Annotated in this window: 19 protein-coding genes; all 19 read left to right on the forward strand. The window is 33.0% G+C overall.

Going from position 1 to position 22,128, the window contains the following annotated elements; all coding sequences use genetic code 11:
* The first annotated feature begins 36 nt into the window (after nucleotides 1–36).
* Complete coding sequence (glyA, locus tag RM51_RS06905) at nucleotides 37–1,302, forward strand: serine hydroxymethyltransferase (protein ID WP_039366749.1); 1,266 nt, start codon at nucleotides 37–39, stop codon at nucleotides 1,300–1,302.
* A 66-nt stretch (nucleotides 1,303–1,368) separates the two neighbouring features.
* On the forward strand, nucleotides 1,369–1,830 hold the full coding sequence (locus RM51_RS06910) for a regulatory protein RecX (protein WP_039366752.1): 462 nt from the start codon (nucleotides 1,369–1,371) through the stop codon (nucleotides 1,828–1,830).
* 299 nt (nucleotides 1,831–2,129) lie between these two features.
* Nucleotides 2,130–4,085 carry a polysaccharide biosynthesis protein gene (locus tag RM51_RS06915; protein WP_039366755.1) on the forward strand — a complete coding sequence of 652 codons (1,956 nt, stop codon included), beginning with the start codon at nucleotides 2,130–2,132 and terminating at the stop codon, nucleotides 4,083–4,085.
* 20 nt (nucleotides 4,086–4,105) lie between these two features.
* Nucleotides 4,106–5,098, forward strand: a complete 993-nt coding sequence (locus RM51_RS06920; RefSeq protein WP_039366758.1) for a mannose-1-phosphate guanylyltransferase — start codon at nucleotides 4,106–4,108, stop codon at nucleotides 5,096–5,098.
* Between the two features lie 135 nt (nucleotides 5,099–5,233).
* On the forward strand, nucleotides 5,234–6,043 hold the full coding sequence (locus tag RM51_RS06925) for a polysaccharide biosynthesis/export family protein (protein WP_039366761.1): 810 nt from the start codon (nucleotides 5,234–5,236) through the stop codon (nucleotides 6,041–6,043).
* Nucleotides 6,044–6,121: 78 nt separating this feature from the next.
* Entirely contained in the window at nucleotides 6,122–8,437 is a 2,316-nt protein-coding gene (locus tag RM51_RS06930; RefSeq protein WP_117590339.1) for a GumC family protein, read from the forward strand.
* Between the two features lie 141 nt (nucleotides 8,438–8,578).
* On the forward strand, nucleotides 8,579–9,949 hold the full coding sequence (locus RM51_RS06935; protein ID WP_039366767.1) for a nucleotide sugar dehydrogenase: 1,371 nt from the start codon (nucleotides 8,579–8,581) through the stop codon (nucleotides 9,947–9,949).
* 40 nt (nucleotides 9,950–9,989) lie between these two features.
* Entirely contained in the window at nucleotides 9,990–11,177 is a 1,188-nt protein-coding gene (locus tag RM51_RS06940) for a UDP-N-acetylglucosamine 4,6-dehydratase (protein ID WP_039366770.1), read from the forward strand.
* A 3-nt stretch (nucleotides 11,178–11,180) separates the two neighbouring features.
* Complete coding sequence (locus RM51_RS06945; protein ID WP_185094999.1) at nucleotides 11,181–12,323, forward strand: LegC family aminotransferase; 1,143 nt, start codon at nucleotides 11,181–11,183, stop codon at nucleotides 12,321–12,323.
* Entirely contained in the window at nucleotides 12,313–12,939 is a 627-nt protein-coding gene (locus RM51_RS06950) for an acetyltransferase (protein ID WP_039366774.1), read from the forward strand. Before RM51_RS06945 ends, RM51_RS06950 begins: the two co-directional genes overlap by 11 nt.
* Nucleotides 12,940–13,950, forward strand: coding sequence for an N-acetylneuraminate synthase (gene neuB, locus RM51_RS06955; protein WP_039366776.1), 1,011 nt, complete (start codon nucleotides 12,940–12,942; stop codon nucleotides 13,948–13,950).
* On the forward strand, nucleotides 13,947–15,101 hold the full coding sequence (neuC, locus tag RM51_RS06960) for a UDP-N-acetylglucosamine 2-epimerase (RefSeq protein WP_039366779.1): 1,155 nt from the start codon (nucleotides 13,947–13,949) through the stop codon (nucleotides 15,099–15,101). Before neuB ends, neuC begins: the two co-directional genes overlap by 4 nt.
* Nucleotides 15,098–16,147, forward strand: a complete 1,050-nt coding sequence (locus RM51_RS06965) for a nucleotidyltransferase family protein (RefSeq protein ID WP_039366780.1) — start codon at nucleotides 15,098–15,100, stop codon at nucleotides 16,145–16,147. Before neuC ends, RM51_RS06965 begins: the two co-directional genes overlap by 4 nt.
* Nucleotides 16,148–16,313: 166 nt before the next feature.
* Entirely contained in the window at nucleotides 16,314–17,330 is a 1,017-nt protein-coding gene (locus RM51_RS06970; RefSeq protein ID WP_039366783.1) for a Gfo/Idh/MocA family protein, read from the forward strand.
* Nucleotides 17,330–18,076: a cytidylyltransferase domain-containing protein gene (locus RM51_RS06975; RefSeq protein ID WP_039366786.1), complete on the forward strand. Its 747-nt coding sequence runs from the start codon at nucleotides 17,330–17,332 to the stop codon at nucleotides 18,074–18,076. Before RM51_RS06970 ends, RM51_RS06975 begins: the two co-directional genes overlap by 1 nt.
* A gap of 11 nt (nucleotides 18,077–18,087) precedes the next feature.
* Complete coding sequence (locus RM51_RS06980; RefSeq protein WP_039366789.1) at nucleotides 18,088–19,386, forward strand: glutamate-1-semialdehyde 2,1-aminomutase; 1,299 nt, start codon at nucleotides 18,088–18,090, stop codon at nucleotides 19,384–19,386.
* The gene (locus tag RM51_RS06985) at nucleotides 19,386–20,168 is read left to right on the forward strand and encodes a nitrilase-related carbon-nitrogen hydrolase (protein WP_039366791.1); all 783 of its coding nucleotides are present in this window, start codon (nucleotides 19,386–19,388) and stop codon (nucleotides 20,166–20,168) included. Before RM51_RS06980 ends, RM51_RS06985 begins: the two co-directional genes overlap by 1 nt.
* Nucleotides 20,169–20,182: 14 nt before the next feature.
* The gene (locus RM51_RS06990) at nucleotides 20,183–20,920 is read left to right on the forward strand and encodes an oxidoreductase (RefSeq protein ID WP_039366793.1); all 738 of its coding nucleotides are present in this window, start codon (nucleotides 20,183–20,185) and stop codon (nucleotides 20,918–20,920) included.
* Between the two features lie 27 nt (nucleotides 20,921–20,947).
* Nucleotides 20,948–22,120: a hypothetical protein gene (locus tag RM51_RS06995; protein WP_039366795.1), complete on the forward strand. Its 1,173-nt coding sequence runs from the start codon at nucleotides 20,948–20,950 to the stop codon at nucleotides 22,118–22,120.
* The last annotated feature ends 8 nt before the right edge of the window (nucleotides 22,121–22,128 follow it).

Below are 22,128 nucleotides of genomic sequence, written 5' to 3' on the forward strand. Positions count from 1 at the left end.
TTTTTGACGTGAAAAATTTCAAAAACTAAAAGTAAAATGGACATTATTTTCGACCTGATTGAAAAAGAAAGACAAAGACAAACCCATGGAATTGAGATGATTGCATCAGAAAACTTTGTTTCTGAGAATGTAATGAAAGCAATGGGAAGCGTATTGACTAACAAATATGCAGAAGGATATCCTGGTAAAAGATATTACGGAGGATGTGAAGTAGTAGATGAGGTTGAAACTTTGGCGATCAACAGAGCTAAAGAACTTTTCGGAGTAGACTATGTAAATGTTCAGCCACATTCTGGTTCTCAGGCTAATGCGGCAATTTATTTGGCGGTTTTGAAACCGGGTGATAAAATCATGGGAATGGATCTTTCAATGGGAGGTCACCTTACTCACGGTTCATCTGTGAATTTCTCTGGGATCCAATATGATGTAGTTTCTTACGGAGTTCAGCAGGAAACTGGTCTTATTGATTACGATCAAATGAGAGAAGTTGCATTGAGAGAAAAACCAAAAATGCTTATCGCTGGTTTCTCGGCTTATTCAAGAGATTTAGATTATGCTAAATTCAGAGCGGTTGCTGACGAAATTGGTGCTACCCTTTGGGCAGATATCGCTCACCCTGCAGGTTTGGTGGCAAAAGGACTTTTAAATAATCCATTCGAACACTGTCATGTTGTAACAACGACTACTCACAAGACATTAAGAGGTCCAAGAGGAGGGATGATCATGATGGGGAAAGATTTCGAAAATACATATGGTCACAAAACTCCAAAAGGAGAAATCAAAATGATGAGCCAGGTTCTTGATGGAGCTGTTTTCCCAGGAATTCAGGGAGGTCCGTTAGAGCACGTGATTGCAGGTAAAGCAGTGGCTTTTGGTGAAGCTTTAGATGATCAGTTCTTAACGTATGCAAAACAAGTTCAGTCTAATGCTCAGGCTTTAGCAAAAGCGATGATCGACAGAGGATTTGATATTGTAAGTGGAGGAACAGACAATCACTTAATGCTTGTTGACCTTAGAAATAAAAATGTAAACGGTAAAGAAACGGAGAAAGCTTTGGTTCTTGCTGATATTACTTGTAACAAAAATATGGTTCCGTTTGATGATAAATCGCCATTCACAACTTCTGGGATCAGATTGGGAACTGCGGCAATTACCACAAGAGGATTGAAAGAAAACGATATGGATACTATCGCAGGATTTATCTCTGAAGTGGTTGACAATATCAAAAATGAAGAAGTGATTACTTCTGTAAGAAAGAAAGTTAATGAATTAATGGAAGGTAAAGCATTATTCAATTATTAATATTTACCTTCGTTAAAAATATATAAAGAATGGGCATTTCGCTCATTCTTTTTTTATCCCTAAACTATGGAAAAGAAATCTTTCACTTTTGATGAAATTAAACTGAAACTAGTAAACTATTGTGTTTATCAGGATCGCTGTCATGCAGAAGTAGAGCAGAAAATGAAAGAATTTTTATTAATTGAGGATGCTAAAGAAGAAATCATGCTTTATCTTTTAAAAGAAAATTATTTGAATGAAGAAAGATTTACCAGAAGTTACATTCGTGGAAAGTTTTACATCAAACATTGGGGAAAGACAAAAATCAAGATCAATTTAAAACAAAAACAAATTTCCGAGAAATTGATCAGTAAATGTTTTGATGAAATTGATGAAAATGATTACCAAAAAACAATCCGAAAAATCTATGAAGATTATTATTCTAAGCAGAAAGGGCTGAAAGAATATCAAAGAAAAATGAAGAGTATTAAATATCTTTTAAGTAGAGGTTTTGAATATGAGAGTATACTTGATATCACAAATAATTAAAACTTCATGATTTCAAATTTGGATTAATTAATATCAACAGATTATTTATGTCATTCTTTAGAGAGTAGTTCAGAAAGACTTTTGTTTGGATATAAAGTTATGAACTTAGTATGATTTTATTTTATAAATTTTAGCGGATGTATATTTTTAAAATGATGGCAACTTTCCGTTATGTAATAAGATGTTAAGTTTGTTTTTTACATAATGTGTGTCACATGAAAAAAAAATCAAGAGTAGGTGATAAGAATGAATAATATCAGTATATTTGTACCCAAAATTATAAAACCAATTGATGTTGAATGAAAAAGCTACTTCATGCTTTTAGTGTACTGTACGATGGGGATAACATATTGAAAATTACAAAATTAAGATATGTCCCTCGTTGGTTAGTTATTATTATAGATGTTCTTATTGTACTGTTTTCTATAGTGCTTTCTTCTCTTTTCTTAGAAAAATTGCATGTAAGAGACAGTTTTCCAGAATATACATTTCGAAAAATAATCATAGTTATTGTTGTCAATGTACTGTTTATGTTCGTGTTTAAAACATATGCAGGGATTATAAGACATTCTACTTTCTTTGATTTTTTTAAGATTATGTTCTCATCAGGAAGTACTTTGGTGACTTTACTTGTTGCTAATTATTGTGTAGAGGTATTGCTAGGAAGAACTCTATACCTCTATCCGAATCTATTTTTATACTTTTTTATCTCTGTTTCGGCTATGTTCTTTTTTAGAATGGTGACAAAACAGTTTTTCAATATGTTAATCGATTATAAAGGATTTTCATATAAAGTAAAGGTTGCTGTAGTAGGTGTAGGAGATGCATCAGTATCAGTGGCAAGGGCTATTATGCATAATCCTAGTTATCCATATAGATTGTACGGTTTTTTGACAAAAAGATCAGATTCTAATCGGGCAATGTTGTTAGGGCATAAAATATATAATCAGGAACATTTTTTTAAAAATGAAAATTTGATCAAAAAGTTTGATGCAGTATTGATTATTAAAGAGATCATGACAAAGCAGGAACTTGAAGAATGGATGACTCTTGCGCTGGATCACGGATTAAAAGTATTAAAGGCTCCCTCATTGAGTAAAATGAGAGATTCTGATCTTGTAGGTGGTATACGTCAACTTCAGATTGAAGATTTGTTGAATCGTAAACCTATCAAAATTGAAAATGAAGAGGTGAAAAAAAGACATTTTAAGAAAAATGTTCTGGTAACAGGTGGGGCTGGTTCAATTGGAAGCGAAATTGTAAGACAGGTAGCTCAGTTTAATCCTTCATTAATTATTGTTTTAGATCAAGCAGAATCTCCTTTGTATGAACTGGAATTAGAATTACGTGAGAAGTTTCCGGATCAAAACTTTAAATTTATACTGGCGGATATTTCGAATAAATATAGACTTGAAAAAATATTTGAAGAACATCAGTTTTCAATGGTATATCACGCTGCGGCATACAAACATGTACCTTTGATAGAAGATAATCCTCATGAAGCTATTTTTGTCAACGTGTTAGGAACTAAGAATGTAGCATTGCTTTCAAAAAAATATAAAGTTAATCGTTTCGTAATGGTTTCTACAGATAAGGCAGTAAATCCAACAAATGTTATGGGGGCTTCAAAAAGAGCAGCAGAACTTTTTGTGCAGTCTTTACAAAATTCGGAAGGAAATATTACTAAATTCATCACAACGCGTTTTGGTAATGTGCTGGGATCAAATGGTTCTGTAATTCCCCATTTTAAAAAACAAATTGAGAAAGGGGGGCCAATTACAATTACTCATCCCGATATTATTCGTTATTTTATGACGATTCCTGAAGCTTGTGAATTGGTATTGCAGGCAGGTACAATGGGTAATGGTGGGGAAATCTACGTTTTTGATATGGGGGAACCAGTGAAGATTTTGGATTTGGCAAAACGAATGATTAAACTTTCAGGATATACACCAGATTTAGATATAAAAATTAGTTTTATAGGATTAAGGCCGGGAGAGAAATTATATGAAGAATTGTTAAGTGATAATGCAATGACGATTCCTACTCATCATGAAAAAATTATGATTTCTAAAGATCCAAGTATCAGCTTTGAGGAGATTGATATTTTATGCGTACAAATTATAAAATCAGCAATTAAAAGAGATAGATTAGAGGTAGTAAAAATATTAAAGACTATTGTACCTGAATTCATAAGTAATAATTCAGAATTTGAAATTTTAGATGCTAAGAATGAAGAAATCACAATGTTATAATACTTGCTTAAAATAAAGATATGAAAATTTATAATGTTATTTTAAGTGGTGGAGTAGGAAGCAGATTGTGGCCGTTATCACGAAAGCAGCATCCTAAGCAGTTCTTAAAGCTTTTCTCTGGAAAATCGTTATTTGAATTAACGGCAGAAAGAAATGTTGGGTTGGTAGATGAGCTCATGGTAGTAGGTAACAATGATCATATTGAATGGAGCAGAAATATTTTAAAAGGGATTAGTATCCCTAAACAGTTTATCACAGAGACAGTAGCGAGAAATACGGCAGCAGCTATTGCTTTTGCCGCATTAGCTGTAGATAAGGAGGATGTTTTATTGATTACGCCTTCAGATCACCAAATTCAGGATGAGGAAAATTACGAAAAGGCAATTCGAGAATCTATAGATTTAGCAAAACAGGGATTTTTAGTGACTTTCGGAGTAATTCCTTCTAAACCAGAAACAGGTTATGGGTATATTGAATATGAAGGCAAAAATGTACTGTCGTTCAGGGAAAAGCCTAACACAGAAACAGCTCAGGAATTTTTAGAGCGTGGAACTTTCCTATGGAATTCAGGCATGTTCTGTTGCAAAGCTGGAGCTTTATTAGAAGAGTTAAAAAATTATCAACAGGAGATTTACGAAAGTTGTGCAGAAGTCTGGGAACTTTCTAAAGATAATATTCTGAATGCTGAAGCATCATCAAGGGTACCATCTCTCAGTATTGATTATGCAGTGATGGAACGTTCAAAAAAGATTAAAGTGATTCCGGCTTATTTCAGATGGAATGATTTAGGCTCTTTCGAATCGCTGTATGATTATCTAAGGTCAAATGGCCATCCCGTAGATGAAAATGGAAACATGGTGATTGGAACGGATATTTTTACAGCTTTTGTGGGAATGAAAAACTGTATTTTTGTATTTACCACAGATGCGGTATTGGTTTTACAGAAAGAAAGGTCTCAGGAAGTGAAGAAAGTATATGCAAAATTAGATAAGTATAAATCAATATTAAGATAAATAAAGGAATACTGAAGTTCAAAAGTAATCACCAAATCTAAACTTTTGATTTTCGACTTTAGTATTATGAAAAAATAAAATTGAGACTTTTGTTTAAAAAATAATAATCATATTTTTGTGAAAAATAGATCAGGAATGAATTGGAAAAATTGTATTTGGGGCGGCGCACTGTCCGTGTTATTGTTTTCATGCGGAACAAGACAGGAGATAAACTATATGAAGGATATTGAAAACCTGGCATTAGATAATTCAGTGAAAAACAGTAGAAGTACACTGCAGCCCGGAGATCAACTATTAATTACGGTTTCTGCTAAAGATATGGATGTAGTGAAACCTTTTAATCAGACGTATTCATCAGCTACTACGATTACACAATATTCTACCCCAAGTTCTAATAATCTTCCTCAACAGGTTCCTGTTTCCGGGCCTACATATAACGTAGATACCGACGGGGATATTGTTTTCCCACAGATTGGAAAAGTAAATACAAAAAATGAGAATATAGAGACGTTCAGGCTGAAACTGACAGATTTAATTCGTGAATATGTCAAAGATCCTGTAGTAGATGTAAAACTGATCAATTTCAGGGTTTCTGTATTAGGAGAGGTAACAAGACCGGGAACTTATTTGGTTCCTGACGGAAACGCAACTTTGCTAAGTGCATTAGGACTTGCAGGAGATCTTACTTCTTATGGGGTAAGAACTAACGTATTAGTGGTTAGAAATGTTGATGGTCAGTTCACTAAAGAAAGAATTGATCTTACCAGTGCTCAGTTCATCAATTCTCCATATTATTATTTAAAACAAAACGATATTATTTATGTACAACCAAATGCTAATAGAGAAAAAGCAGCAAGAGTAGACCCAAATACAGGATTATATATTTCCGTGGCTTCGGTTATTGCTTCTTTGGCAATTGGTATTTTGGCATTGACGAAAAATTAAATTATTTACACCTAATCATTTATAGTGGATCAGAATTATTTGGATCAGAATCAGGAAGAGTCCTTAAACTTGAGGGAAATGATTAAACCTTATCTACATCGTTGGTATTGGTTTATCATTGGAATTGTTATAACAATTATAGGGGCATGGTTTTTCTTAAGATATAGTATTCCTGTTTACAATACAGAAGCTACACTGCTTATTAAAGAAGTAAAGAAATCTGCATCGGGACAACCGGAGTTATCTGTGATTTCCGAATTGGGCGGAATTGGCGGAATGGGTACAAATTCAGTAGATAATGAAATCGAAATTTTCAAATCCAAAAAGTTGATGCTTTCGGTTGTGAGAGAGTTGGGGTTGGAAACCGGGATTTATGCCAAAGGAAAGGTAAAGGATACGGAGTTGTATCAAGAAATGGCACCATTCACGGTAAGAGTGATTGAAGAATTTCCTAAGGCTCAGTATCCAGCTAAGCAGGTCTTGGCATCAATACAGAACGGACGTATCGTATTAAAGTCTGAGTCTTTTAAACAGGATATACTGGCAGATTTCAATAAGGCAATAAGATTACCTTTCTGTATCGCAATTTTTCAGAAAAATCCTCGTTTTAGAAAGATTGCCAAAGACGAAGGAAAATATGCACTACAGTTCATGTCCGGGATGAATCGTACACGAGATCTTTTATCTAAATTAAATGTAACATTAGTTCAGAAAGAAGCAACTGTATTGAAGATTTCAATGAACGATGTTGTACCGGAAAAAACAGAGATGATTTTGAATCGTTTAGCGGTAAATTACAATCGTGAAGCAATTTTGGATAAAAGTTCGGAAGCTCAGAAAACAGCCTCATTTATTGAAGACAGAATTAAGTTGATCGGTAATGAATTGGGCAAAGTTGAAAATCAGAAAGAAGACTTTAAAGTTAGAAATAATATAGCAGATATTCAGACTGAAGCAGAATTATCATTGAAGAGTGTAACTGCTACACGTGATGTGCAACTTGAAAATGAATCTCAGTTGGAATTAGTAAATAGCTTAATAAGCTATTTAAACAGACAAGGAAATTTTCAGGTATTACCATTGAATGTAGGTTTGAAAGATTCAAATACTGCTTCGGATATTGCAACATATAATCAATTGGTTATTGAAAGAAATCGATTGCTGGAAAATTCAACTACGGCAAACCCATTGGTACAGGATATTACCAAGCAAATCAACGGAATGCGTACCGCAATTGGGGCAAGTTTGCAAAAAAGCAGATCAGCATTGCAGATTACAGGTTCAAATATTCAGATGGAGCAGAACCGGCTATCCGGGATGATTTCTAAAATTCCGGTACAGGAAAAATTATTTAGAAGTATCGAGAGACAGCAGAATATCAAAGAACAGCTGTATTTATTATTACTGCAGAAAAGAGAAGAAGCAGCTATTTCATTGGCAATTGCAGCACCCAAAGCTCGTATTGTAGATGATGCGTTGACAAATCCTACTCCGGTTTCTCCTAAAAAAATGATTATTTATTTGGGAGCTTTAATTATCGGTCTATTGATTCCATTTGGAATTATTTATTTAGTGGAGTTGTTCAACAATAAGGTACAGACTAAGCATGATTTGGAGAAATTACTGGAAGGAGCCTCAGTGATTGGGGAACTACCCTCATTGGAAAAAGGAGATCCGGAATTGGTACAGCTGAATGATTTATCACCTTTGGCAGAAGCATTCCGTATTTTGATTACTAACCTAAACTTCATGTTGCCTAAAAACAGAAAAGGGAATGTTATTTTTGTAACCTCTACAGTAAAAGGTGAGGGCAAAACTTTTACCTCGGTAAATTTAGCATTAACCTTAGCTACTCCTAGAAAAAAGGTAATCATTATAGGTTCTGATATTAGAAATCCACAATTACAAAGATATAATGAAAGTAGAAGGGGATTAACCGGGCTTTCAGAATTTATGTATGATGATCAGATGCAGGCTTCGGAAATTACTCATCAGACATCATTTAATCCGTATTGTGATGTAATTTATTCTGGTGCCATTACACCGAATCCGACAGAGTTGTTATCAAATGGGAGATATCAGGAATTGGTAGAAAGTTTGAAGCCTCATTATGACTATATTATTTTAGATACGGCACCATTAATGTTGGTAACCGATTCCTTTTTGATTGCCGATGTGGCAGATGTGACTGTATATGTAACAAGATCCGGACATACCGAAAAAGAATTGATTAAATTTGCGAATCATCAGATTAAAGATAAAAAGATTCATAATGTAGGATTTGTTCTCAATGATGTATCAAAAAGAAATAGTGGGTATGGGTATGGCTATAAATATGGATACGGCTATAATGCAGATATTAAAAAATCTTGGTGGAAAAGATTGATGAACTAATAGCCGTCATTTCGAGCAGATTTGAAGTGTCGCTCGAAAAATCTGAAAAAAAGAGGTGAATATATAAAAAAAAGGAATATCGATATCTAATTGTCTGGTATTTGGTATTTGGTATTTGGTATTTGGCATTTGTAAAAGTAAATGGATAAAAAAAACAAAATAGCAGTAATTGGTTTAGGGTATGTTGGTTTACCTTTAGCAAGGCTATTGGCGACAAAATATCCGGTGGTAGGTTTTGATATTAACCGGGACAGAGTTGCCGAACTCAACAAAGGACATGACAATACATTGGAATTGGAGGACAGTACCCTTCAGTTTGTTTTAGTGAAAGAAAACCCTTTCTTACTTAGTGATGGTTCTGTTGTTCCGAATGTTAATGAAGAATTTAAAACCGAATCTAAGCAAGGTTTGTATTGTTCAACAAGCTTAGATGATATCAAACAAGCCAACATATACATCATCACAGTTCCTACCCCGGTTGATAAACATAACCGTCCCGATCTTACCCCCTTATATAAGGCATCGGAGACAGTAGGAAAAGTACTGAAAAAAGGAGATATTGTAATCTATGAATCTACGGTATATCCTGGTGTAACAGAGGAAGAATGTGTTCCCGTACTGGAAAGTGTTTCCGGATTGAAATTCAATATAGATTTTTTTGCAGGTTATTCTCCGGAGAGAATTAATCCGGGAGATAAACAACATACCGTAGACCAAATCTTAAAAGTAACCTCAGGTTCAACTCCTGAAATTGGAAAAATAGTCGATCAATTATATAAATCGGTAATAACTGCAGGAACTCATTTGGCACCCACTATCAAAGTAGCGGAAGCCTCAAAAGTAATTGAGAACTCCCAACGTGATGTTAATATTGCTTTTATGAATGAGTTGGCAAAGATTTTCTCATTGATGGATATCGATACACATGATGTATTGGAAGCTGCAGGAACCAAATGGAATTTTCTGAATTTTAAACCGGGATTGGTTGGCGGACACTGCATTGGAGTAGATCCCTTTTATCTCGCCCAAAAAGCTCAGGAGATAGGATATTATTCGGAATTAATATTAAGTGCAAGAAGACTTAATGATTCAATGGGGGCTTTTGTCGCTTCTCAAGTCATTAAATTAATGATTCAGAAAAATATTCCCATTAAAGGAGCCAAAGTACTGAACTTAGGAATCACGTTTAAAGAAAATTGCCCAGATATCAGAAACTCAAAGGCGATAGACGTAATTACCAATCTGGAAGAATATGGGGTAGAGGTAATAACGTATGATCCTTGGGCAAATGCAGAAGAGGTAATGGATGAATATGGTATAGTTTGTCTATCCGAACTTTCGCCAAGCCATTCTCATCCTAATGAAGAATCTCAAAAGTTTGATGTTATTATACTTACCGTGGCACATCAGGAGTTTCTAAGTCTTGATCTTAACTCTTATTTGAAAGAGAAAAATGTGGTGTATGATGTGAAAGGAGTATTCTTAAAAGAAATGATAGACAAGAGATTATAAAAAATTAAACCAATTAATAAAATTTTAGTTATTAAAAAGTATGAATATTTTAAGTTTAATAGGACGAACAAGTGAATTGTTTTCTAATGATATTAAAAATCATGAGAAAGAATTATTTCATATAGTCTCAAACTCAAAATTTTTAGTAATTGGAGGAGCGGGCTCCATAGGATCGGCCACAACAAAAGAAATTTTTAAACGAAACCCAAGAAAGCTTCACGTTGTTGATATTAGTGAAAACAATATGGTGGAGTTGGTTCGTGATATTCGCAGTTCTTTCGGTTATATTGATGGTGATTTTCAAACCTTTGCTCTAGATATTGGTTCTGTTGAATATGATGCTTTTTGGAAAGCAGACGGAGATTATGATTATGTACTAAATTTGTCTGCACTGAAACACGTAAGAAGTGAAAAAGACGCATATACTCTTATGAGAATGATTGATGTAAATGTTTTTAATACAGATAAAACACTGCAACAATCTATTGATAAAGGAGTAAAAAAATATTTTTGTGTTTCTACGGATAAAGCTGCCAATCCGGTTAATATGATGGGTGCGTCGAAACGTATTATGGAAATGTTTTTAATGAGAAAAAGCAAAGAAATCACAATTTCTACAGCGCGTTTTGCAAATGTGGCCTTTTCAGATGGATCCTTATTACATGGATTTAATAAAAGAATCGAAAAAAAACAGCCAATTGTGGCTCCCAATGATATAAAGCGTTATTTCGTCATTCCGAAAGAGTCAGGAGAACTTTGTTTAATGTCTTGTATTTTTGGAGAAAACAGAGATATTTTTTTTCCGAAATTAAGCGAAAATTTGCACCTGATTACTTTCGCAGAAATCGCAGTAAAATATCTTGCAGAAATCGGGTACGAACCTTATTTATGTAAAGATGAAGACGAAGCAAGAACTTTAATCGAAACTTTACCACAAGAAGGGAAATGGCCTTGTTTATTTACATCAAGTGATACTACCGGCGAAAAAGATTTCGAAGAGTTCTTTACCGATAAAGAAACTTTGGATATGGATCGTTTCGAAAATTTAGGAGTAATTAAAAACGAACTAAATATCGAAGAAGAAAAACTTAATTTATTTGAAGCTAAAATCAATGAATTAAAAGCAGCCTGTGAATGGAATAAGGAAGAAATTGTAGATTTATTCTTTACGATGATTCCTGATTTCGGACATAAGGAGACGGGTAAATATTTAGATTCTAAAATGTAAATGATGGAAAATATTCAAAACATGGTCTCTTTTGTAAGAGAACATTTTAATTCAGATAAATTTATTCCTCTTCACGAACCCAGGTTTAGGGGTAATGAAAAAAAATACCTTGAACAAACTATAGATTCTACATTTGTGTCTTCCGTAGGAGCTTTTGTGGATCAGTTTGAAAATATGATGCAGGATATCACAGGTGCATCAAAATCTATTGCAGTAGTGAATGGTTCAGCATCATTACAGGTTGCTTTGAGATTGGCAGGGGTAAAAAAAGACGAAGAAGTCATAACACAGGCACTAACTTTTATAGCAACGGCTAATGCAATCACCTATAATAATGCAATTCCCGTTTTTATTGATGTAGATCTTGATACAATGGGACTTTCTCCTAAAGCACTCGAAGATTTTTTAGAAGAATTTGGAGAACTTCGTGAAGATGGTTGTTATAACAAATCTACCGATCGAAGAATTGCGGCATGTATGCCCATGCATACTTTCGGTTTTCCGGTTCATTTAGATGAATTAATGATGGTTTGCAATAAATGGCAAATACCTCTGGTAGAAGATGCGGCAGAATCTTTAGGAAGTTTTTACAAAGGAAAACATACAGGAACCATCGGTTTAATCAGTGGTTTTTCATTTAATGGAAATAAAGTGGTAACGAGTGGCGGCGGCGGTGCCATTGTTACAAATAATATTGAATTAGGGACTCAGGCAAAATACTTAACCACGACTGCAAAACGGCCACACCCTTATGAATTTTTCCATGATGAATTGGGGTATAATTTCAGAATGCCCAATTTGAATGCAGCTTTGGCTTGCGCACAATTGGAATCTCTAAATGATTTTCTTGAAGATAAAAGAATCTTAGCAAATAAGTACGCTGAGTTTTTTAACAAATCAGGAATTAAATTCAGACAAGAAACAGCTAATACAAAAGCCAATTATTGGCTGATGTGTGTTGAGCTGAATAATAAATCCGAAAGAGAGGAGTTTTTAAAAAATACAAATGATCAAGGGGTAATGACACGCCCGATTTGGAATTTAATGTATCGTTTGCCGATGTATGCACATTGCCAGCGTGATGCACAAAGAAATGCTGAATTTTTAGAAGAAAGAATTGTAAATATTCCAAGTAGTGCCAGATAAAAAAAACATAGTAATAATAGGATATTCAGGACATTCTTTTGTTGTTTTAGATGCAGCAAAAGAAATGAATATGAATGTAAAATATTACTGTGAAAAAAAACGGGCTTCTTTCAATCCTTTTGAGATTGATTATTTAGGAAATGAAGGAAGTGATTCTTTTGATTGGAACTGTGCCGATGAATTTATCTTGGGAATAGGAGATAACAAAATACGCCAGAAAGTGGCAAATTTAATTTTATCAAAAAAAAAGATAGTATTAAATGTTGTTCATCCGTCGTCAATAATAAGTAATTATGCGATATTTGGAGTTGGAAATTTCATAGCTGCAAATGTTACGATTAATGCTTTTGCAAAAATTTTAGACAATTGTATTTTAAATACCGGATGTATAGTAGAACACGAATGTGTCATTGAAAGTGGAGTACACATTGCACCGGGAGCTGTTTTGGCAGGAAATGTACATGTTGGCGAAAATTCTTTTATTGGAGCCAATTCTGTTGTAAAACAAGGTGTTAAAATTGGGGATGCAGTGACTGTTGGAGCGGGAAGTGTAGTCATTAAGGATATTCCTGACAATGAAATTTGGGCAGGAAATCCTGCAAAAAAACTTAAATAGATGAATAAAGTTTTAATTATCGCCGAAGCCGGTGTTAATCATAATGGAGATTTAGATAATGCTTTTAAACTGATTGATGCGGCAGTAGATTCCGGTGTTGATTATGTGAAATTTCAGACTTTTAAATCTGAAAGTTTAGTTTCCAAATCTGCCAAAAAAGCAGATTATCAAATTCAAAATACAGGAAATTCGACAGATTCGCAATATGAAATGTTGAAGAAATTGGAACTCTCTCACGAAAGCCATAAATTATTAATTGATTACTGTCAACAGAAGAATATACAATTCTTTTCAACTGCTTTTGATTTAGATTCTTTAGAATATTTAAAAGAGATTGGTTTAGATTTAGTTAAAATCCCTTCGGGAGAAATTACCAATCTGCCTTATTTAAGAAAAGCAGCTCAACTTTTTAAAAAAGTGATTCTTTCTACGGGAATGTGCACGATGGAAGATATCGAAGCTGCTATCAATGTTTTCTTATCAGAGAAAATATCAAAAGATGATATTACTATTCTTCACTGTAACACAGAATACCCAACTCCGATGAATGATGTGAATTTAAAAGCAATGCTTTCCATTCAGCACAAATTTGGTACAGAAGTCGGGTATTCAGACCATACTTTGGGAATGGAAGTTCCGATTGCAGCAGTTGCTTTAGGTGCTTCAGTAATTGAAAAGCATTTTACTTTAGATAATTCAATGGAAGGTCCGGATCATGCTGCATCTTTGGAACCTCTTCAATTGAAAGAAATGGTAAAAGCTATTCGCAATATAGAACAAGCTATTTCTGGAGATGGTCTTAAAAAACCGAGTGCTTCGGAAATAAAAAATATAGAAATAGCACGTAAAAGTATTGTAGCTTCTAAGTCAATTTCAAAAGGAGAAATTTTTACGGAAAAAAATTTAACGATTAAAAGACCCGGAACAGGAATTTCGCCGATGAAATGGGATCAAGTAATTGGAAAAGTGGCATTAAAAGATTATTTAACAGACGATTTAATTGAAATATGAAAAAAGTTTGTGTAATAACAGCTACGCGTGCAGAATATGGTTTACTGAAACCATTAATGAAGCTTATCAAAGATTCAGACCAACTGCAGTTACAAATTATTGTAACAGGTGCACATTTATCACCGGAATTCGGATTGACTTATAAAAATATAGAAAATGACGGTTTTGTAATCGATGAAAAGGTAGAAATACTTTTGTCATCCGATACATCCGCAAGTATTGTGAAAACGATGGGAATGGCAATGATGGGGATGGCAGATGCCTTACCAAGGCTTAAACCCGATTTAATTGTTATTTTAGGAGACCGATACGAAATGCTCTCTATTGCTTCTGCTGTTACAATTTTCAAAATCCCTATAGCGCATTTGCATGGGGGAGAAATAACAGAAGGAGCGTATGATGACGCAATCAGGCATTCTATTACCAAAATGAGCCATCTTCATTTTACATCAACTGATGAATATAGAAATAGAGTTATCCAAATGGGTGAAAACCCTCAAAATGTTTTTAATGTAGGAGCGATAGGTTTAGATAATATCCGTGATTTGAAATTACTTTCAAAAGAAGAATTAGAAGCAGATTTAGATATTAAATTTAAAAAATATAATTACCAGATCACTTTTCATCCTGAAACTTTAGGTAGTTTATCTTCAGCAGAGCAGTTTCAAAATTTATTGAATGTTATTGAAAAAGAGGAAGATAGTTTTTTTATTTTTACTAAAGCTAATGCAGATACGGATGGACGGATTATTAATCAAATGATTGATGATTTTGTTAAAAAACACCCAAATATAGCAAAAGCTTTTAGTTCATTAGGAACCTTAAGATTTTTATCTGTTGTGAAAATTTGCGATGCAATTGTTGGCAATAGTTCCAGCGGTATTTTGGAAGCACCTTCGTTACATACAGCAACTATTAATATCGGTAACAGACAAAAAGGAAGAGCACAGGCGTCTAGTATCATTAATGTAAATAACTCTGAAGAAGGTATATCATCAGGATTCGAATTGGCCAGAAAATTAATCACAGAAAATCAATTTTCTGAGGTGAAAAATCCATACGATAATGGTGGAGCTGCTCAGGAAATTTTAAATAAAATTCTTGAATTCAAAACCATTAAAACTAATAAATCTTTTTATAATTTATCATGAATATAGTTGAAAAACATATTATTTATTTTGGGCAATCGGTAAGAGATGCTCTCATCAAATTGGATGAAATAGCCCCTTCTTCTATTCTTTTTGTGGTTGATGAGGAAAGAAAACTTTTAGGTTCTTTAACTGATGGAGATTTACGTAGAGGTTTTATAAAAGGATTTGGTTTTGACAATAAGTTGTTAGATTTTGTTCAATCATCGCCAATTTCTATTAAACATAATGAATACGATCTTAATCAGCTGGAAAGATTTAGAAAAGATTTATTAAAAATTATTCCCATCGTTAATGATGATAAAGTGATTGTTGATATTCTAGATTTTAGTATAAGAAAAACATTGATTCCAGCCGATGCTGTTTTAATGGCGGGTGGTAAAGGAAAGCGATTGAGACCGTTAACTGAAAATACACCAAAACCACTTTTAAAAGTAGGTGATAAGCCCATAATTGAATACAATATTGACCGCTTGATTAATTTTGGAATTAAAACAATTAATTTAAGCATCAATTATTTAGGAGAGCAGCTGATTGATTACTTCAAAGACGGAACCCAAAAAGGCATTGAAATTAAATATGTAAAAGAAGATAAACCTTTAGGTACAATTGGCTCCGTACTATTGGTTGAAAACTTTTATAATGATGATATCATCGTGATGAACAGCGATTTATTAACCAATATTGATTTTGCAGATTTCTTTAAAATATATAAGGAATCAAATGCCGATATGGCTGTTGCTGCTACGTCTTACCACGTTGATGTACCTTACGCAGTATTAGAGGTTGGAGATGGTGTGGAAGTAAAATCATTGAAAGAGAAACCAAGATATACTTATTATTCAAATGCAGGTATTTATATTATTAAAAAAGAAATTTTAAAAATGATACCAGAAAATCAGTTTTATGATATTACAGATTTAATGGAGCGTGTACTGGAAATGAACTTAAAATTAGTAACTTATCCTATTAACGGTTATTGGCTTGATGTGGGTAAGCACGAAGATTTTAAGAAAGCTCAGGAAGATATTAAACATATTAAATTATGAAGAGTTCAAGGTATATCTCAAGATTTTTTTTAATGAACCGATCTAATATAAATATTGACAATGAGTGATTTAAAAGTAATGTCTTACTCATTTGTTAGTTAGATATTTATAAGTATGAAGACTTAGAGAAAGCGCAAAATGATATAAATTATAAAAAATTTAAATAATGAAAAATTTTATACTTGTAATTGGACTAGGTTCAATGGGTAAAAGGAGAATTAGAAATTTACAGGCTCTTGGGATTAAAAATATTATAGGGCTGGATAACAGAGAAGATAGAAGGCAAGAAACGAGAGAAAAGTATCAAATTAAAACTGTTAGTAGTTTCGATGAAGCTATTACAAATTACATATTTGATGCGTTTGTTATTTCATTACCTCCTGCTATTCACCATATCTATATGAAGAAGGCTATAGAATTGGGTATTTCGACTTTTATTGAAGCTAGTGTAGTTGATACCGATTTTGACCAAATGATTAGAGATGCCAAAGAAAAAAATGTGTGCTTAGCGCCTTCGTGCACCTTGTTTTTTCACCCGGCAATAAAAAAAATAGCGGAAATAGTCCAAAATAATGAACTAGGTAAAATTTCTAATTTTTTATATCATTCAGGGCAATATTTACCTGATTGGCATACTTATGAAGATGTAAGTGAATATTACGTTTCAAAAAAAGAAACAGGAGGAGGTAGAGAGATTGTTCCTTTTGAACTAACTTGGATTACTTTAGTATTGGGATTCCCGAAGAGAGTTGTAGGGTTATATAAAAATGCAATTCAAATTGAAGGCGCCAATGATATTGATGATACCTATAATTTATTGATGGATTATGGTCAGTCGATATTTAATTTATCAGTTGATGTTGTCTCAAGGCATGCAACTCGACGTTTGGTAATTAACGGAGATAAAAAACAACTTTACTGGAATTGGGATGATAATATGATAAAAGTTTATGATCCTGAAGTAAATGACTGGAAAGAAATAAAGTACGAGACAATTGCCGCTCAAAATGGTTATAACAAAAATATCACTGAACAAATGTATATTGATGAAATGAAAGCTTTTTTAATGGCTGCCAATAATGAGAGGCCTTTTCCTAATAATTTAGAACATGATCATCAGGTTTTAAAAGTGTTGTATGCTGTTGAAAGTTCAGATAATAATGATGTTATTGAAAAATTGTAATGATTGGAGTTTTTATCACAGCTAGATTAGGGTCATCCAGATTGAGTGAAAAGCATTTAATTGAAGTAAATGGCAAACCATTCATAAAATGGCTTGTTCAACGCTTTTTAATTGCGTTTAAAGCAAATATTGAAAGAAATGATTTGAAAATATTCATTACTACTTCCACAAAAATTGAAAACAAAAAATTCGAGTCTATTTTTGATAAAAGTGAAGCAGAAGTATATTATGGATCTGATGAAAATATTCCTTTACGTCATTTGAAATGTGCAATTGATAATGACATCGATTATATAATTTCTATCGACGGGGATGATATTTTATGTTCTACTGAAGCTTCTAAAATAGTCTTAGATAAATTATTAAGTGGGTCGAAAATGGTACAGACTTTAGGATTACCTTTAGGAATGAATAGTACAGGCTATAGTAAAGAGTTTTTGGAAGAATCTTTACTTGGAAATGAATTTAATAAGCTTGAAACGGGTTGGGGAAAAATTTTTGATAAAAGCCATATTGAAGTTATCCAATTGAAAGATGAGAAAAGTACTGAAAATATAAGAATGACCTTGGATTATGAGCCTGATGCTGTTTTTTTCAAAAAAGTAATATCTAGTATTGATGTTTTAGATGTGTCGGATGACGCTTTAATTGGATCTATCATAACCAACAATTGGAATCAAATAAATGATCATCTTGATGATATTTATTGGTCAAATTTTAATAAACAAAAACAAGAGGAAAATTAATTTTTTTTTAAATGGAAGAAACTTATTCACAAAGACTACACAAGATTATTCCCGGTGGGGCACATACTTATTCAAGAGGTGACGATCAATTTCCGTCTAATGCACCTTCAATTTTAGAAAGAGGAGAAGGAGCTTATGTTTATTCTCCGGATGGAAAAAAATATTTGGATTACGGAATGGGATTACGTTCTGTAAATATCGGGTATGGTAATAAAGAAATAGGAGATGCATGCTATGAAGAAATCTTAAAAGGAAATAACCTTACAAGGGCATCTTTAACGGAATTGAAAGCCGCAGAATTATTATGTGAATTAATCCCGTCTGTAGACATGGTTAAATTTGCAAAACACGGCTCTACAGTAACGACTGCTGCTGTTAAGCTTGCAAGGGCGTATACCGGCAAGAAATTTATTGCTATTCCGGTTGAACAACCTTTTTTCTCATATGATGATTGGTTTATTGGTTCGACGGTTATTAGCCGTGGTACTGTTGATGAAGCTAGTCAGTTCACTTTAAAGTTCAATTATAATGATATTGCCTCTTTAAAAGCGCTTTTTGAAAAATATCCTGATCAAATCGCTGCGGTAATAATGGAAGCAACAACAACAGTAGAGCCAAAAGCTAATTTTTTACATGAAGTTCAGGATTTGTGTAGAGCAAATGGTGCCGTATTTATTATTGATGAAATGATTACCGGTTTTAGATGGCATTTACAGGGGGCTCAAACCTATTATGGAATTGAACCGGATTTATGTACATTTGGTAAGGCTATGGCCAATGGTTTTGCAGTTGCTGCCTTAGCAGGAAAAAGAGAAATCATGCAGATTGGTGGTATATTAGAAGAAGGAAAAGAAAGAATATTCCTAACTTCTACAACTCACGGTGCAGAAATGAGTGCACTTGGAGCTTTTATAAAAACTATGGAAATCTTGAAGAGGGATCAGGTAGTTGAACATTTTTGGAATTATGGAACTAAATTGGTTAATGGTATAAATGAAATTTCTAAGGAATTGGGAATACAGGATCAATTTTATGTAGAAGGTTATGCTTGTTCTCCAAATTATGTTGCAAAAGATAAAACAGGTAATGTGTCTTTAGCGATGCGTACTTTATTTGCTCAGGAAATGTTAGAGAAAAATATAATGATGCCTTATATAGCTGTTTCTTATTCTCATAAGGATACCGAATTGGATATGACACTATCAGCAGCTAAGCGTGCTTTAACGATCTATCAAAAAGCATTGGAGAATGGTTTGGATGGACATTTAAAATCGCATATTATTAAACCGGTATTCAGAAAATATAATTAATGAAGGTAGCTGTCGTTTCTTTAAATTCGGTTTGGGAAGATAAAAAAGCAAATTTGGAAGAAATTGAACGTATAGTTCAATCATTACACCAAAAAGCAGAATATGTAATTTTTCCTGAAATGTCATTAACAGGTTTTTCAGTTTCTAATTTGGTTTTAGCTGAAGATTTCGAGAATTCGAATTCAATTAGGGCGATTCAAAAACTAGCAAAAAAAAATCAGGTAAACATTGTATTTGGGCTGTTGATTTCTAAAGGAGATAAAAAATATAACAGCTGCATTGCAGTAAACACCAAGGGAGAAATAGAAGGGAATTATGAAAAAATACATCTTTTTTCGTATAATGGCGAAGATGAATTAATATCCGGCAGTAATGAAGTTAAAAGCCTTTCTTGGAAGGGAGGGTGGGGATTAAGTATATGTTTTGATTTAAGATTTCCTGAGCTTTATCAGGAATTATCGAAAGAGAACTTGATTTTGATCAATATAGCGAACTGGCCGAAGACAAGAGTCACCCATTGGAGAACTCTGTTGAATGCTAGAGCAATAGAAAACCAAAGCTTTATGATTGGTGTGAACCGTACCGGTATTGATGGGAACGGTTTAGAATATGAAGAAAGTTCTTGTGTTTTTTCACCTATAGGAGATAAATTAGATTCGTTTGCGGTTTCAAATACTATTAAAATATTTGATCTGGATCTTGAGCAGGCAATCCAATACAGAAAAAATTTCCCAATCAAAAAAGATAGACAGGAAGATCTTTATAAAGAGTTTTACAGTTAAAAAATAAAATTACCATGTTTTCAATAAAAGATAAAGTAATAGTAGTAACAGGAGGAAATGGATTATTAGGAAAACAGATGGTTTCTACATTTCGAGAACAGGGAGCAACAGTTGTTGCTGCCGATATTTATTTTGAAGAAAAAAATGAAGATGATTTTATAATTAATATTACTGATGAAAATTCAGTAATGGAAGGGATTGCAACTATAGTTGAGAAATATAATAGAATAGATGGCTGGGTTAATAATGCTTATCCGAGAACAAAAGATTGGGGGAATAAATTTGAAAACATACCACTTGAATCATGGCGTAAAAATGTAGATATGCACTTGAATGGTTATTTTTTGTGTTGCCAAGTTGTTTTGGAGCAAATGAAGAAGCAAGGTTCAGGTTCGCTGATTAATATGTCATCTATTTACGGATTAGTCGGACCAGATTTCACAGTATATGAGGGTACAGAGATGACCATGCCTGCGGCTTATTCTGCTATCAAAGGAGGTTTAAACAATTTTACCAGATATTTAGCTTCGTACTATGGTGAGTATCAAATTAGAGTAAACACAGTTTCTCCTGGGGGGATCTTTGACAATCAACCGGAATCATTCGTTAATAATTACAATAAAAAAGTGCCAATGAAAAAAATGGGAAGCCCAAAAGATATTGTTGCAGCTGTTTATTATCTTTTGACAGATGAAGCTTCATATGTGACGGGACATAATTTGGTTGTAGATGGAGGGTGGAGTATAATATAGATCTACATTAAAGTAATGTAATTTAACATGATTAACAAAGTAGTATATATAGGTTACCAGCCATTAACTGAAAAGGTTAAAGAAGATTTTTATTTTAAAAATTTAAAAGAGAAAGGTATTAAAATTGAGTATTGGGATTTGTCGGAGGTATATTTTAAAGATCTTTTTAATGATCAGTTGGAGGATGACTTTATAGTTAAAATAAATTCATTTTCTATACTAGAAGATTTGATAAAGCAGCAGGACAAATTAAATACTTTGTTTTTGAGTAATATAACGTTCGAATATAGAGTGCTTACTCTTTATAGATTATTATCAAAATACAAATGCAAAACATCTTTTTTTGCCAGAGGAGCATTACCTTTTGCGACATCTACCTCACATGTTGAGAATTTTATTTTTAAATTAAAGAAGGCTTTCGATCTAAATTTGCTATTTGGATATGTCAAAAATAAATATGCTTATTTTTTAAAGAAAAAGGGTATAGTTAAACCTTATTCACTTGTATTTCGAGCTGGTGAAAAAGGTATTCAGACAATAGGTGTTGGTAGTGATATCGAAAATGAAAAATCGAAAATTATTGATGTGAATTCTTTTGATTATGATAAATATGTAAAAACTAAAAATTCAAAAAATTTAATGGTAAATAAATATTGTGTTTTTTTAGATGAGTATTTTCCTTTTCATCCAGATTTCGAGATGTTAAAAATTAGAACAATCGAACCAAATGAGTATTATGATAATTTGAATCGTTTTTTCAATTTAGTAGAAAATAAACTTAATGTAGAGGTTATTATTGCCGCACATCCTAAAGCAGATAAGTATAGGGAAAAGGATTTTTTTAATAAACGTAAAGTCTTTTTTAATAAATCAGCCGAATTGAGCAGGTATTCAGAGTTTGTAATAGCCCATTGTTCAAGTTCGATAAGTTTTGCAGTATTAAACAAAAAGCCAATTTTAACATTGACTTCGAATTCAATTAAAGAAGTAATGCCTAATTATTATAATTTTATAAATCATTTTTCAAAAATTCTAGATACTCATTTAATAAATATTGATGATAATGTTTCTTCTGAAATAGTTTTGAGGGAACCTAATACTATTAAATATTCAGAATACGCCTATAAATATTTAACTTCCTTAAAAAGCCAAGATATGATTTCTTCGGAAGTCTTTACTCAATCAATATTAAGTCTTTAATGCAACAA

It is taken from the genome of Chryseobacterium taiwanense (assembly GCF_000813825.1).
GTDB classification, from domain to species: domain Bacteria; phylum Bacteroidota; class Bacteroidia; order Flavobacteriales; family Weeksellaceae; genus Chryseobacterium; species Chryseobacterium taiwanense.